At 64.3% G+C, this 13985-nt stretch carries 10 protein-coding genes, 1 tRNA gene and 1 pseudogene; 6 read left to right on the forward strand and 6 right to left on the reverse strand.

The window, feature by feature from the left end:
- Window positions 1-5 precede the first annotated feature (5 nt).
- The 3 genes and pseudogenes from ACSQ24_RS00130 to ACSQ24_RS00140 form a co-directional block, all read left to right on the forward strand.
- Window positions 6-806, forward strand: coding sequence for an enoyl-CoA hydratase/isomerase family protein (locus tag ACSQ24_RS00130; RefSeq protein WP_436092739.1), 801 nt, complete (start codon window positions 6-8; stop codon window positions 804-806).
- Between the two features lie 13 nt (window positions 807-819).
- Window positions 820-2478 (forward strand): class I adenylate-forming enzyme family protein, encoded by a 1659-nt coding sequence (locus ACSQ24_RS00135; RefSeq protein WP_436092740.1) that lies wholly within the window; start codon window positions 820-822, stop codon window positions 2476-2478.
- A gap of 859 nt (window positions 2479-3337) precedes the next feature.
- A pseudogene (locus tag ACSQ24_RS00140) lies at window positions 3338-3505 on the forward strand (JAB domain-containing protein); the annotation flags it as partial.
- Between the two features lie 166 nt (window positions 3506-3671).
- On the opposite strand, the gene ACSQ24_RS00145 reads toward ACSQ24_RS00140, so the two are convergent.
- From ACSQ24_RS00145 to ACSQ24_RS00155, 3 genes are read right to left on the reverse strand one after another with little or no spacing between them, the layout of a single operon-like run.
- Window positions 3672-4976: a TRAP transporter large permease gene (locus tag ACSQ24_RS00145; RefSeq protein WP_436092741.1), complete on the reverse strand. Its 1305-nt coding sequence runs from the start codon at window positions 4974-4976 to the stop codon at window positions 3672-3674.
- Window positions 4977-4985: 9 nt separating this feature from the next.
- On the reverse strand, window positions 4986-5507 hold the full coding sequence (locus ACSQ24_RS00150; RefSeq protein WP_436092742.1) for a TRAP transporter small permease: 522 nt from the start codon (window positions 5505-5507) through the stop codon (window positions 4986-4988).
- A gap of 52 nt (window positions 5508-5559) precedes the next feature.
- On the reverse strand, window positions 5560-6546 hold the full coding sequence (locus ACSQ24_RS00155; RefSeq protein ID WP_436092743.1) for a TRAP transporter substrate-binding protein: 987 nt from the start codon (window positions 6544-6546) through the stop codon (window positions 5560-5562).
- Window positions 6547-6756: 210 nt separating this feature from the next.
- On the opposite strand from ACSQ24_RS00155, the gene ACSQ24_RS00160 reads away from it, so the two are divergent.
- From ACSQ24_RS00160 to ACSQ24_RS00170, 3 genes are all read left to right on the forward strand, one after another.
- Window positions 6757-7644 (forward strand): LysR family transcriptional regulator, encoded by an 888-nt coding sequence (locus ACSQ24_RS00160; protein WP_436092744.1) that lies wholly within the window; start codon window positions 6757-6759, stop codon window positions 7642-7644.
- Between the two features lie 124 nt (window positions 7645-7768).
- Window positions 7769-9895, forward strand: a complete 2127-nt coding sequence (locus tag ACSQ24_RS00165; RefSeq protein ID WP_436092745.1) for a hydantoinase/oxoprolinase family protein — start codon at window positions 7769-7771, stop codon at window positions 9893-9895.
- Window positions 9888-11597: a hydantoinase B/oxoprolinase family protein gene (locus tag ACSQ24_RS00170; protein WP_436092746.1), complete on the forward strand. Its 1710-nt coding sequence runs from the start codon at window positions 9888-9890 to the stop codon at window positions 11595-11597. The genes ACSQ24_RS00165 and ACSQ24_RS00170 overlap by 8 nt, the downstream gene beginning before the upstream one ends.
- Window positions 11598-11941: 344 nt before the next feature.
- On the opposite strand, the gene ACSQ24_RS00175 is transcribed toward ACSQ24_RS00170, so the two are convergent.
- From ACSQ24_RS00175 to ACSQ24_RS00185, 3 genes are all read right to left on the reverse strand, one after another.
- A complete protein-coding gene (locus ACSQ24_RS00175; RefSeq protein ID WP_436097785.1) occupies window positions 11942-12880 on the reverse strand; it encodes an IS481 family transposase in 939 nt (312 codons plus the stop codon).
- Between the two features lie 172 nt (window positions 12881-13052).
- On the reverse strand, window positions 13053-13253 hold the full coding sequence (locus ACSQ24_RS00180) for a hypothetical protein (RefSeq protein ID WP_436092747.1): 201 nt from the start codon (window positions 13251-13253) through the stop codon (window positions 13053-13055).
- Between the two features lie 541 nt (window positions 13254-13794).
- Window positions 13795-13871, reverse strand: a tRNA-Arg gene (locus ACSQ24_RS00185).
- Window positions 13872-13985 lie beyond the last annotated feature (114 nt).

Here is a 13985-nt window from a genome sequence, read left to right on the forward strand (position 1 = left end):
TTTCCATGCCGCTCAGCTATTCCAAGACCGGCGCCATCGCCACCTTCACCATCGACAATGGCAAGGTGAACGTCTTCACGCCGGCGATGCACCGGGAGCTCTTCGACGCCCTGGCCGACTTCAACCGCGATCCCGCCATCCGGGTCGGCATCCTGACGGGTTCGCCCGGCAAGAGCTTCTGCGCCGGTGACGATATCCGGACCGTGCTGCCGGAACTCTCACCGCAGGAGGCGTTGGAGGCCCATCTTTCCCCGCATTGTCACGACGCGCGCGCCGGGCTGACGCGGCCGGGCTGGGAACAGGACGTGATGCGGATGCGCCGCGTGAAGCCGATCATCGGCGCGGTCGACCGCTATTGCCTCGGCCAGGGCCTGATCTACCTGTTGCTGCTGACCGAGTTGAGGGTTGCGACGGAGCGCGCGCAGTTCGGCTTTCCCGAAATCACCTACGGCATGGGCGGCGCCGGTGCGATGACGCGCCTCGGCCGCGTCGTTCCGCAGGCGGTGGCCATGGAGATGCTCCTGCTGGGTGAGCGTATCGGCGCCGCCAAGGCACTCGCCGTCCACCTGATCAACGGGATCGTCGCGCCGGAGCGCCTGATGGCCGAGGCGCAAGCGATGGCGAGTGCGATCGCCAAGCATCCGCCGGTGGCGGTCCAGGTCGAGCTCGAAGCCTACAACCGAGCGATGGACATGCCACGGGAGCAGGCGATGGACTATGCCGGCACGCTCTTCCGCTTCCAGCGGGTCGCCTATGACGGGCCCGGCGCCGGCACCGGCTTCTTCCGCAAGAGTGATGACCAGTAGCGAGCGCGAGGCAATGGCAACGAAGATCAGTCCGGCAGAGCTCGCGGCGGAGAAGGCCCGCATCAAGGCGCTTGAGACGACCTTTCTCGCCACCACGATCGGCGAGTTCTGCCGCAAGCGTGCCGCTGAACTCGGCGACAATCCCTTCCTGAATGTGTTCGACCGAGGCGAGACCGCGACCTGTGCGCAGGCCGACCTGGCCTCGAACCGGATCGCGAATGCGCTCGCAAGACTCGGGGTCGGCAAGGGCGACCGGGTCGCGGTCATGCTGCCGAACCGGATCCTCTATCCCTTGCTGTTTCTCGCGCTCGCCAAGCTCGGCGCGATCCATGTACCGGTCAACACGCGCTACACGCCGCGCGAGATCGCCTACGTCACCGGCGATTCGGGTGCCACGGCGCTGGTCATCGATCCGGTCCATCTGGACACGCTGGCGGCGGTCGAGGAACGCGATCGGCTGCCGCCCGCGGCCCGGACCCTGGTGCCCGACGGCAAGGCCGCGCCAGGCATGGTCGATCTCGATGCGCTCGTCGCAGCCGCATCCGACGCAGCACCGCCCGATCCCGGCATCGGCCCGGACGACCTGATGAACATCCAGTACACCTCCGGCACCACGGGCTTCCCGAAGGGCTGCATGCTCAGCCACGACTATTGGATGGTCCTGGCGCAAGGCGCCGCGAGCTGGGACGTCGAGATGGTCTCGCGGCTTATGACGGCGCAGCCCTTCTTCTACATGGACCCGCAATGGCATCTGTTGAAAACGATGGTGCTCGGCGGGACGCTGTTCGTCGCCCCGCAGCTCTCCTCCTCGCGCTTCATCGGCTGGGTGAAGCAATACGGTATCGAGTGGTGCCAGTTCCCGATCCTGATGACACGCCAGCCCGAGGCGCCGGATGACAACGCAACGGCACTGAAGCAGGTCGCGACCTTCGGCTGGGAAGGCGAAACGTGCCGGACGTTCAGACGGCGCTTCGGTGTCAGAGCACGGGAAGGCTTCGGCATGACCGAGATCGGGCTCGGCACGCTGATGCCGGCGGGCTTCGAGGCGATGTATGATTCCGGCTCGGTCGGGATCGACGGGCCCTTCCGCCAGACCACGATCCGCGACGAGGAGGGCAAGCCCGTTCCAACCGGCCAGCGCGGCGAGCTCTGGGTGCGCGGGCGCGGGTTGCTCACGGGCTACTGGAACCGGCCGGACGCCGATGCCGAGGCCTTTCGCGCTGCGGAGGACGGTGGGCTCCGGTGGTTCCGCACCGGCGATCTCTTCGAGGCGGATGAGCAGGGCTTTCTCTGGCTCGTCGGACGGCTCAAGGACATGATCCGCCGCTCGTCGGAGAACATTGCGACGCGGGAGATCGAAGCCGTGATCCGTGAGCTGCCGCAGATCGAGGACTGCGCCGCCGTGCCAGTGCCGGACGTCAAGCGCGGCGAGGAGATCAAGATCTACGTTCAGCTCAAGTCCGGATATTCGCGCGCCGATCTGCCACCTCAAGCGATCCTGGCGCATGCCCGCAAGAGCCTCGCCGCCTTCAAGGTTCCGCGCTTCTACGCCTATGTCGAGAGCTTCCCGCGCACGGTCTCGAACAAGATCGAAAAGCGCAACCTCGTCGCGGGCGTCAGCGATCTGCGCGCCGACGCCTGGGATGCGGAGGCATCGGTACCCACAAACTGATGATCCTTGTATATCTGTCAGGAAGCACGGGACATGCAGATCCTGGGCCTGGCGACGTAAAGACGGCATCGCGGTGCCTGTTCGGCTACCTCAAAGTGGACCGTCAAAGATTTGCTGCGGGGCTGCTGCGCGCCGATTGTATTGAAACAGCCCGCGGAAATACTTGGCACGAGTTCGGTCGTCCGGAAGACATTTCTGAGGAGTTGCAGAACGGATCACCAACTGCCGCGCGGGCGTCGAATTCTCTTGGCCACGTTCGATCGGCTCTTGGCATTGCCGCCGGGTGCAACAAGCCGTTGCACCATTGCCGGCGATCGATGAGGATCGGCCCGTCATTCATTAAGATCGGTAAGGCGGTCCTATACCCGGTCGAGGAGCTGGATCGGTGGGATCGGTCGAACCTGGTCCAGTGCAGGCGGACGAGGTCCCTTCCCTTCGCGACGGTTGGCGCCGATCGCGAGGCAGGATGAGCGACACCGCCAGCGCCCTGCGTTGCGCAGGCTGTCACCTCGCCGCACGCCACCAGCACGCGTCGTCTGGTCATGCTCATGCCGCGCTCCGTTCAATTCGGGCGGGCGCAGCCAGAGGTGTTCGCGCCCGCGGTTGAATCAGCACGTGCCAAGGGCTCGGCGTTCGAGCCATCGAAGCTGAGTCCTTGTTCTTCACATGCCAGCGTCGTAGTAGTGTTTCTGGCGTTCCGAATCCGTGATGAGGCGTGACCATCACGGCATATGAAATATAAACTGGAACACCACGTGATGATCACCGCGCGTCACGGAATACATGTACCAGACCCATACCCAATTTAAACTTCAATATTGCCTAAGTATCTGTATTGAAAGCGATTTTTTCTTAGACTATACTGATACACAACCACCCCTCCGGCGACCCGACCCCGTCCGGCGCCGACATGCGCATGACCCGCGAGCTGGTCGATATCGCCAAGCCGCTCGGCATCGCCATCCACGACCACATCATCGTCGGCCGCGACGGCCATGCCAGCTTCAAGGGGTTGGGGCTGATCTGACGCGGTCAGAACACACCACTTGTGGGATGAAATAAAGCCGCTTCAGAGCGCGGGAGAGTTCTAGCGTGCACATAGGCGGGGTGGCTTCGCGCCCGCGATTGTCAGATTCGCGCCTGGAGCGGTCCTTGTGTTGGCGCCCGAAAGCGGACGCCATTTGGGTTCTTGCCTACCCCGTCATCATCTTCGGCAGGGCGGTGACGATCTGCGGGAACAGTGTGATCAGGACGAGTAGCAGCATCAGTACGAAGAAGTAGGGGATCGCCGCCTTCGTTACCGCGAGGATGTCCTTGCCGGTGATGCTCTGCAGGACGAAGAGGTTGAAGCCGACCGGCGGGGTGATCTGCGCCGCCTCGATCAGGACCACCACGAAGATGCCGAACCAGAGCAGGTCGATCCCGGCGGCCTGCACCATCGGCAGCATCACCGAGGAGGTCAGCACGATGATCGAGATGCCTTCGAGGAAGCAGCCCAGGATCAGCATGAAGACGGCGAGCACCGCCAGGAGCGCATAGGGCGAGAGCTGCATCGCGGCGACCCAGCCCGCCAGCGAGCGTGGGATGTCGACGAAGGCGACGGCGATGGTCAGGCAGGCGGCGCAGGCGATGATGAAGGAGATCATGCAGGAGGTGCGCATTGCCGCCATCAGGCCGCCCATGAAGCTTTCCCGGGTGAGGCCACCGCCGATTGCCGCGAGAATGAGCGCGCCGACCACACCGATGGTCGCGGCCTCGGTCGGCGTCGCGATGCCGCCATAGATCGAACCGACCACCGAGGCGATCAGCAACGCCACCGGAATCAGCCGCCGCGACCGATAGACCTTCTCGAGGAAGGGCACCGGCGGATCCGCCGGTGGCATCTTCTGCGGATTGAGCAGGCTCCAGATCGCGGTGTAGCCCATGAACAGTGCCATCAGCAGCAGGCCGGGCAGAATCCCGGCGATGAACAGCCGGGCGATCGAGACCTCGGCGGTCACGCCATAGACGATCATGATGATCGAGGGCGGGATCAGCAGGCCGAGCGTGCCCGAGCCGGCCAGGGTGCCGATGGTCATGTTGAGCGGATAGCCCCGCTTCTCCAGCTCCGGCACGCTGATGCGCCCGATCGTGGCGCAGGTCACCGCCGAGGAGCCGGCGACCGCCGCCATGATGCCGCAGCCGAGCACGTTCACATGCAGCAACCGACCGGGCAGCCGCGACACCCAGGGGGCGAGGCCCAGGAACATGTCGGACGACAATTTCGAGCGGAACAGGATCTCGCCCATCCAGATGAAGAGCGGCAGCGAGGTCAGGGCCCAGCCCCAGCTGGAATCCCATAATGTCGAGGCGATCAGGGATCCCATCGGGGCAGAGGTGAAGAGGCCCATCATCACCATGCCGACGGTGAGGAGTGACAGGGCGACCCAGACACCGCTGGCGAGCAGGAACAGCAACGAGCCGGCGAGGATCAGCGAGGCGACAACGATCGGATCCATCACAGGCCCCTATGCCACGGGTCGGTCGAGGCCGATCTCGTCGGGCGCCTCGTAGCGCGGCCGGCCGCCGGTCAGCAGCCAGACGAGTTCGTCGATCAGTGCGATCGCGAAGGCGGTCACGCCGACGGCCACGCCGGTCTGCGGAATCCAGAACGGCATGGCGAGCAGCCCCGGGCTGATGTCGTTGAACTCATAGGACTGCAGTGCCAGCCCGCCGACATGCCAGGCGAGATACGACACGACCACCGCGCCCAGCAGGCAGTTGAAGATCTCGACGCCCTGCCGGAAGCGGGCCGGGAACCGGTCGACGATCAGGCTGATGCGCACATGCGCGCCGCGCCGGAAGGTGTGCGCCAGGCCGAAGAAGGTCGATGCGGCCAGGCAGAGGCCCGCGGCCTCGGTGGCGTCGAGCGTCACGCCGCGCATGCGTGCGGTGATCTGCGCGACGATCGCGACGGCGATGCCGATCATGAAGGCAGCGGCCAGGTAGCCGCATGCCTCATAGAACTTGTCGAGAACCCCCCGTATCACCGGTAACCCCGCTGGCCATGGTTTCGTGGAAGTCGGCATCTCGGCTGACGGCCTAGTTCAGGCTCTTCCGATAGCTCTCGTAGACGGCCTTCTCCTCGGCGGTCGCGGAGGTCAGCCAGTCGGCGACCATGCCCTTGCCGGCAGCCTCGATCGCGTCGAGCACGTCCTTCGGCGCCTGGGCGATCGTCACGCCATGGCTCTTGAGAACGTTCTCGCGCTCCTCGCTCGCCTTCTTGGAGAGCTCCCAGCCGCGCTTGCTCGCGGCCTCGCCGGCCTCGGTCACGACCTTCTGCGTCGCCGCATCGAGCTGGCGGAATGCGCGCTCGTTGACGAGGATCGCGTTCTTGTTGTGCATCGTGCCGGTGTAGGTGAAGTGCTTGACGTAGTCCCAGATCTGGACGTCGGTCCCGGTCTGGGCGCTGGTCCAGAGCGACTGGATCATGCCCGTCGAGAACGCCTGCGGCACCTCGGCGAACGGCAGGATCAGCGCCTCCATGCCGAGCTTCTCGCCCATGATCTGGGTCTGCTTCGAATAGATGCGCAGTTTCTGGCTCTTGAGGTCGGCGAGCCCCTTCAAGGGCTGCTTGGTGTAGAAGCCCTGGCCCGGCCAGGCGACATAGCTGATCGCCCGCATGCCGTTCTTCTTGAACATGGCGTCGAAGAACGGCGCCTGGGCCTCCGTCAGCTTGGTGGCCTGGTCATACGTCGTCGCGACGCCGGGGATGTTGTCGAGATTGTACATCGCCGCTTCGTTGCCATAGACGCCGAGCCGGATTTCGCCGATCTGGATCTGGCCGGACTGGACGCTGCGCTTGACCGCGTCGAGCTTGATCAGGCTGTCATTGGAGCGCAAGTCGATCTTGAGCTTGCCGCCGCTCTTCTCCTCGATCTCTTTGATCATCTGCCGGATGTTCTGCGTGAAGAAGCTGCTCTCCGGATAGCCGGAGGCCATCGTCCAGCTCGTCTGGGCCAGGGTCGGCGCGGTCAGGCCGACACTCATCGCAAGGGCAGCGGACGCAATCAGGGCTCTGCGGTTCATCGTTCCCTCATTTTTGCCTCGGCGCGGACTGGAAGCCCGCACGGGTTCGCGAACGCGGCATGCAAGCCATGGGCTCGATAGCCGGCGTCGATACTCCACCGTGTTCCCGCGATAACATCCAATTGAATTTTTCTGTTTTCGTGATGCATTTTCTTTATTGAGCACCGCGGGCCACCATCGCCCAGCGACCTAACTGTCTCCGGAGGGGCGATGCCGAACTGGACCATGAAGCAGCTCGAAAGCTTCGTTTGGGTCGCCAAGCTCGGCAGCTTCCGGGCAACGGCGGAACGCTTGAACACGACCCAACCCAACATTTCAGTACGGATTTCGCAGCTGGAGGCCGTGCTGGGCGTCAGGCTGTTTCATCGCGACTCCGGCTCCGTCGCGCTCACGCCGATCGGGCACTCGCTGCTCGGACATGCTGAAAGGGTCCTCGTCGCGTCGGAGGAGTTCTCGCAGCAGTCGATCCGCTCCGACCAGCAGATCGGCATACTTCGGCTCGGTGTGGCGGAACTCATCGCCCAGACCTGGCTGCGGGACTACATGCTCGACCTGCGGCAGGTCTTCCCCAATGTCGATGTCGAGCTCAGGGTCGATCTAACCATCAACCTGCGCGAGGAGCTGGTTTCACGGGCGCTCGATCTTTGCCTGCTGAACGGCCCGATCTCGAACTTCAACATCACCAATATCGATCTTGGCTCGGTACCCTATCTTTGGGTGGCCTCACCGCGGCTCGCGCTGGCCGGTTCCGACATCGCGACGCTGGCTGCCCATACGATCCTGACCCATGCGCGCAATACGCGCCATTTCGTCGAGCTCTCGGCGCATTTCCGCGAGCTCTGGGAAAAGCCGATGCGGATCGTGCCATCGAGCAGCCTGTCGGCCTGCCTGCAGATGACGATCGACGGCCTCGGAATCGCTCCCTTGCCTCGGACGGTCGTGGAGAAGCCGCTGGCTGCCGGCGAGCTGGTCGAGATCCCCTATAACTGGAAGCCGAGCGCTCTCGTCTTCACGGCCTCCTTCGCTCATACGCCCGCGAGCTTCCTGCTCAGGCGCGCGGCCGAGCTCGCCAGCGACCGCGCCGCCCGCCATCATTAACGCCGGTGCCATCCGCAGGCCGCCGATAAACATTCTGTATCGAGTTATATTCGGAATAATAATTCGACGGCATCGAGTGCCCTTCCTATCCTCCCCCCGGTCAGGCAATGGAGGCGAAACGGCCATGTCCACTCTCGGGACCCGCTTGGGCGTCGATATAGGGGGAACTTTCACGGATGTCGTGCTCGAACAGGCGGGGCAACGGTTCTCGGCCAAAGTTCTGACGACCTACGGCGCGCCCGAGGATGCCATAATCGAAGGGATGCACCGGGTTTGTGCAAAGGCCGGCGTCGCCGTCTCGATGGTCGGGCAGATCATCCACGGCACGACACTGGCCACCAACGCGCTGATCGAGCGGCGCGGCGCCAAGACCGCGCTGATCACCACCGAGGGCTTCCGCGACGTCATCGAGATGCGCACAGAGAGCCGTTTCGAGCAGTACGATCTCAACCTGACCCTGCCGGAGCCGCTGCTGCCGCGAAACCGTCGCTACACGGTGCGGGAGCGGATGGATGCGCGCGGCCAGGTGCTGATCCCGCTGGAGCGGGCCGCGGTCGAAGCCCTTGCCGACGAATTGCGCGAGGCGGGCTATGAGAGCGTCGCCGTCGGTCTGCTCCACTCCTATGTAAACGACGCGCACGAGCGGATGATCCACGACGTGCTGGCGCAGCGGCTGCCCGGCGTGATGATCTCGCTCTCCTCGGAGGTCTCGCCGCAGATGCGCGAATACGAGCGCTTCAACACGACGATCGCCAATGCCTACATCAAACCGCTGATGAAGAGCTATCTCGTCCGGCTGAAGGGGCGGCTCGCCGCCGAAGGCGCCTCCTGCCCGATCTTCCTGATGCATTCGGGCGGCGGCATCATCTCGCTGGAGAGCGCCTCGGAGTTTCCGGTGCGCCTCGTCGAATCCGGCCCCGCGGGCGGTGCGGTCTTCGCCGCCGACATCGCGGCCCGCCATGGGCTCAGGAAGGTGCTCTCCTTCGACATGGGCGGCACGACCGCGAAGATCTGCCTGATCAAGAACTACACGCCCAAGACCGCGCGCGTCTTCGAGGTCGCCAGGACCTATCGCTTCAAGAAGGGCTCGGGCATGCCGATCTCGATCCCGGTGATCGACATGGTCGAGATCGGCGCCGGCGGCGGCAGCCTCGCCCATGTCGACTCTATGAACCAGATCCGCGTCGGGCCGGAGAGCGCCGGCTCGGAGCCCGGCCCGGCCTGCTATGGCCGTGGCGGCAAGCGTCCGGCGGTCACCGATGCCGACGTCATCCTCGGCAAGATCGACCCGCACAACTTCGCCGCGGGCACGATCCCGCTCTTCGCGGATGAATCGGTGGGCGCTCTGAAGCACGAGATCGGCGACAGGCTCGGCATGGACGCGCAGGAAAGCGCCTGGGGCGTCGCCGAGGTCGTCGACGAGAACATGGCCAATGCGGCCCGCGTCCACGCCGTCGAGAATGGCGAGGACCTGTCCGACTATACGATGATCGCCTTCGGCGGGGCCGCGCCGCTGCATGCCGGCCGGCTCTGCGAGAAGCTTGGCATTGCCCGCTGCCTGGTCCCGCCGGGAGCCGGCGTCGGCTCGGCCATCGGCTTCCTGCGGGCACCGTTCAGCTTCGAGGCGAATCGGACCTTGTTCATGCGGCTGGCGCGCTTCGACGTGCAGAGGGTCTCGCAGCTCTTCGACGAGATGGAGGACGAGGCGACACACGTCGTGCGCTCCTGCGGCTGGGATGGCGAGATCCTGACCGAGTACAAGGTCTATATGCGCTATGCCGGCCAGGGCTGGGAGATCCCGGTCATCCTGACGCCCGAGGAGGCGCGCAGAGCCGAGCCGGCTGTCATCTTGCAGCGCTTCGAGCATGAATACGCCAATCTGTTCGGCCGCACGGTGAAGGGACTCGAAGCCGAGATCACCGTCTGGTCCGTCAACGCCCATACGCCGCAAGCCGCGACTGTGCCGGTCGAACCTCTGTCAGGAACAGACGAAGCCTCAGCCGAGGGCAGCCGCTCGGTCTTCGACGCCGGCCTTGGCCGGCGCGTCGAAGCCGAGGTCCACTGCCGCGATGCGCTGCCGGCCGGCCGCAAGGTCAGCGGGCCCGGCGTGATCACCGAGGACGAGACCACCATCATCGTGCCGTCGAGCCGCATGGCCGTGACGCTGAACGACGGCTGCATCGACATCCACCAGCAGGATACCTCGTCCGCGCCACGCGCGGCGGCCCGCAAGGAGGCTGCCCATGTCTGAGATCTCGCAAGTCGCCTATCAGGTGATGTGGAACCGCCTGATCTCGGTCGTCGAGGAACAGGCCCAGGCGCTCATCCGCACCTCCTTCTCGACCTCGGTACGCGAGGCCGGCGACCTCTCGGCCGGCGTCTACAACGAGAAGGGCGAGATGCTGGCGCAAGCGGTGACGGGCACGCCCGGCCACGTCAACGCCATGGCCGATGCCGTCGCCCATTTCATCCGCCGGATCGGGCGCGACAATATCTGCGAGCACGACGTCTACATCACCAACAACCCGTGGGAAGGCACCGGCCACCTGCACGACATCACCGTCGTCACCCCCTCCTTCCATGGCGGACGCCTCGTCGGCTTCTTCGCCTGCACGGCCCATATCGTCGATATCGGCGGGCGCGGCTTCGGCGCCGACGCCAACTCGGTCTACGAGGAAGGGCTCCATATCCCGATCATGAAGTTCGTCGACCGCGGCACGGTCAACGAGACGCTGGTCGCGATCATCCGCGGCAATGTCCGCGAGCCCGATCAGCTCGTCGGTGACGTCTATGCGCTGGCGACCTGCAACGAGATCGGCCATCGCCGTCTGATCGACATGATAACCGAATTCCGGCTTGCCGATCTCACCGGCATATCGGACTTCATCCTGACGAACTCGCGACAGGCGACGCTGGACAAGATCGCGGCGCTGCCGCGGGCGCAGGCCGAAGGGCATATGCGGATCGACGGCTACAGCCGGCCGATCGACCTGCATGTCAGAATTTCGATCGAGTCGGACGGCGTGCTCTGCGACTGGGCCGGCACCTCCGGTCTCGACAAGAACGGCATCAACGTGCCGCTGGTCTATACCAAGGCCTATACCTGCTATGCGCTGAAATGCGCGATCGCGCCGGAGATCCCCAACAACGCCGCCTCGCTGGCGCCGTTCCGGATCGTCGCGCCTGAGAACACCATCGTGAATGCGCTCTGGCCGGCCCCGGTCGCGCTGCGTCACATCATCGGCCATATGGTGCCCGACACGATCTACGATGCGCTCGACAAGATCCTGCCCGGCGTCGCCCCCGCCGAAGGGGCTGGCAGCCTGTGCAACTTCCAGGTCTCGCTCAGGCCGCGCAGCGACGCCCCGGTGCCGGCCGAACCCATCCGCGCCGAGGTGCTGACCTTCAACTCTGGTGGCTCGGGCGCCCGCCCGACGCTCGACGGCATGAACGCGACCGCCTTCCCCTCGGGCGTGATGACGATGCCGGTCGAGGCGACCGAGCAGGTCGGGCCGGTGATCGTCTGGCGCAAGGAGCTCAGGCCCGATTCAGGCGGCACCGGCCAGCATCGCGGCGGCCTCGGCCAGCACATGGAGGTCGGCGCCTGGGAGGGCTATGAGTTCGACATCCAGGCGATGTTCGACCGTGTCCACCATCCCGCCCGGGGCCGACGCGGCGGTGGCGCTGGCGCACCGACCACGATCGCGCTCGACGACGGCACGGCGATGAAAGGCAAGGGCAAGCAGTTCGTGCCACATGGCCGCAAGGTCGTGATGGCCTTCCCTGGCGGGGCGGGTTACGGCGCACCCGGCGAACGGGGCCAGCGCAGTATCGAGCGAGATCTAGCGCTGGGCTACATCTCCGCCGAGGTCGCCAGGGCGGATTACGGCCTGGCCGATGAGCGCATCGCCGATGTTCTTGCAGCGTCGCGTCGTGGCGAGTTGCCTCGCTAGACCAATTCGGTGCCCGCCCAGCGGCCTGCCTTACGCCTTCGCGAAGGCCTGCAAGTCGAGCGGGCCGAACTTCGACAATGTAGACGTCATCGCGCGAGCGGTCGTGATGCAAGGGGCTCAAGCGGCAGACTGGCTCCCGCTGATGGCTTCATAAGCGTCTAAAACGTTTCGAAGGTCGATGTTGAGCGCTGCGACGAGAACGGACACTCAGGTTCGTTTCCGGCAAGATCATTCTGCAGGGGTCGCGCATCATCGGGAGGCCGAGCGGCTCTGCGATCAGCGCGGCCGATTGGACAAAGACGCTCGCCAGCGAAGCCAACTTCTTCTCGGCGGCGGGAGAGGCGCTAGCTGTTTAGTCCCGGCATTTGCTGGATCGGATCGAGCTTGAAGTTTTCGGGCTCGATTGTCCATCGCTTGCAGATGAACTCGTAGGGCGTGAGGCCTTTAAGGGTCTTGAGCCGCTGCCCGAAGTTGTAGGCCGCGACGAAGTCGTTGAGGTGGTGTTCGAGCTGATCGTGGCTGTCGTAGTGGTAGCGTTGGACCGTCGCTTCCTTGATCGTCCGGTTCATTCGCTCGACCTGGCCATTCGTCCACGGATGCTTCGGCTTGGTGGTGCGATGGTCGATATCGGCCTTGGCGCAGGCGAGCTCGAAGGCATGGGTGCGGAACAGCTCACCCTTGGCCATGGCTTCCTTGATGAGCGGGACTGCCGATCCGCCGGCGCCCGGCGTTGTGAAGTGGATGCCGTTGTCGGTCAGCACGGTGTGGATCTTGTAGGGGAGCGTTGCGATCAACCGCCGGAGGAAGTCGGCGGCCGTGCGCCGCCTGGCGTGCCGATGAAGCTCGACGAAGGCGAACTTGCTGGTGCGATCGATGGCGACGAACATGTAGAGCCTGCCTTCGGCTGTCCGCAGCTCCGCCAGATCGATGTGGAAGAAGCCGATCGGATAGCTTTTGAACTTGGTCTTCGCCGGCTTCTCGCCCTCGACCTCGGGCAGGCGGCTGATCCCGTGGCGCTGCAGACAGCGATGCAGAGACGAGCGCGTCAGGCTCGGGATCGTGGGCTGCAGCGCGTACAGGCAGTCATCAAGTGGAAGCAGCGTGTGCCGCCGGAAGGCGACCACCACGGCCTCTTCCTCAATCGTCAGCACCGTCGAGGAGCGGTTCTTCGGCCCGGTCGGCACATCGGCCACAGAGGTCCGTTTCTTCCACTTGGCGACCGTCTTCTGGTTGATGCCGTAGCGCTTCGCCAGCGCCCTCAGGCTCGCTTGACTATTTTGTATCGCTCGACGGACTGCCTCAGTCGTCGTGGCGCTCCCGTGAAGAACCTAGCCCATAGCGCGTCCCTCGAATCCGGCGTCGAGATTGCACCATCAAAATCCGGGATCAAACATCTAACGCCGAATGGCTGTCGTTTGCGTCCCGCGGAACGCCTCATATTGCTCGCGTTCGCGCTCATGTACTCACGCGCCCGATCTCGATCACGCAGCGCGGATCAAAGCCGCGGTTTTCTCTGTCGCCGTGGAGATTTGGATAACCGGGCTGATTGGCGAAAACACGGGTCTTGCTGACGCGATAACCGTGCGAACCGTGATCGTGTCCATGAATCCAGAGGTCGGGCTGAATATCTTCGATCAGCGCACTGAGGTCCGACACGAATGCGGGCGACAGCGCGCTTCCCTGATGTCTCGGCTAGACCGGCCGCGGGGCGGCGCGTGGTGTGTCACGACGACCGTGCACCGCATGCCGTATCGCGAGTTCACTGCGGACAAAGGCGAGGTCGAGCCTGTGCTCCGCCGCAGCATGCCAGGGCATGAAGCGGCTGTAGTGACCGCTCTCCTGACGGTATCGTATGAGGCGATTTTTGGATCCACTGGCCTTGCTGGCGGAATGGCTGGCGCCGGAGGAGTGCTACAAGTCCAAATACGGCCAATCCGAATAGCGAGGCATGCTGCCTTTGGTGACACGAGGCATTTTGCGCGTGATCGGGCCATGATTGGTCGCCTCGCTCTGTTTGAGAGCGGACAGAGAGCGGCTTTTGCGGTTGGCAGAGGGCCTTAGCAATCAACGCACCGGATCCGTCGAAGCTAATGGAAAGCGGCAGCGTATGAAATGCGGCGCGATCGCGGCTGCCAGCAAAAACCGTTTCAGACTACGAAATTGAAACGGTGGAACTTGGCTAACTCGTTGAAAAAAATGGCGCGCCCGAAAGGATTCGAACCTCTGACCCTCAGATTCGTAGTCTGATGCTCTATCCAGCTGAGCTACGGGCGCATGACAGCGGAGCGGTTTTTAAGGCCGCCGGGGCTGACGAAAGCCGACTTAAAGGCTCGCGCTGCGCTTGGCAAGCCCCGTTCTGCCCTGTTCGTTCGCTTTCTCTCGGAGCCC

It is taken from the genome of Allobosea sp. LjRoot237 (assembly GCF_964253285.1).
Classification (GTDB): domain Bacteria; phylum Pseudomonadota; class Alphaproteobacteria; order Rhizobiales; family Beijerinckiaceae; genus Allobosea.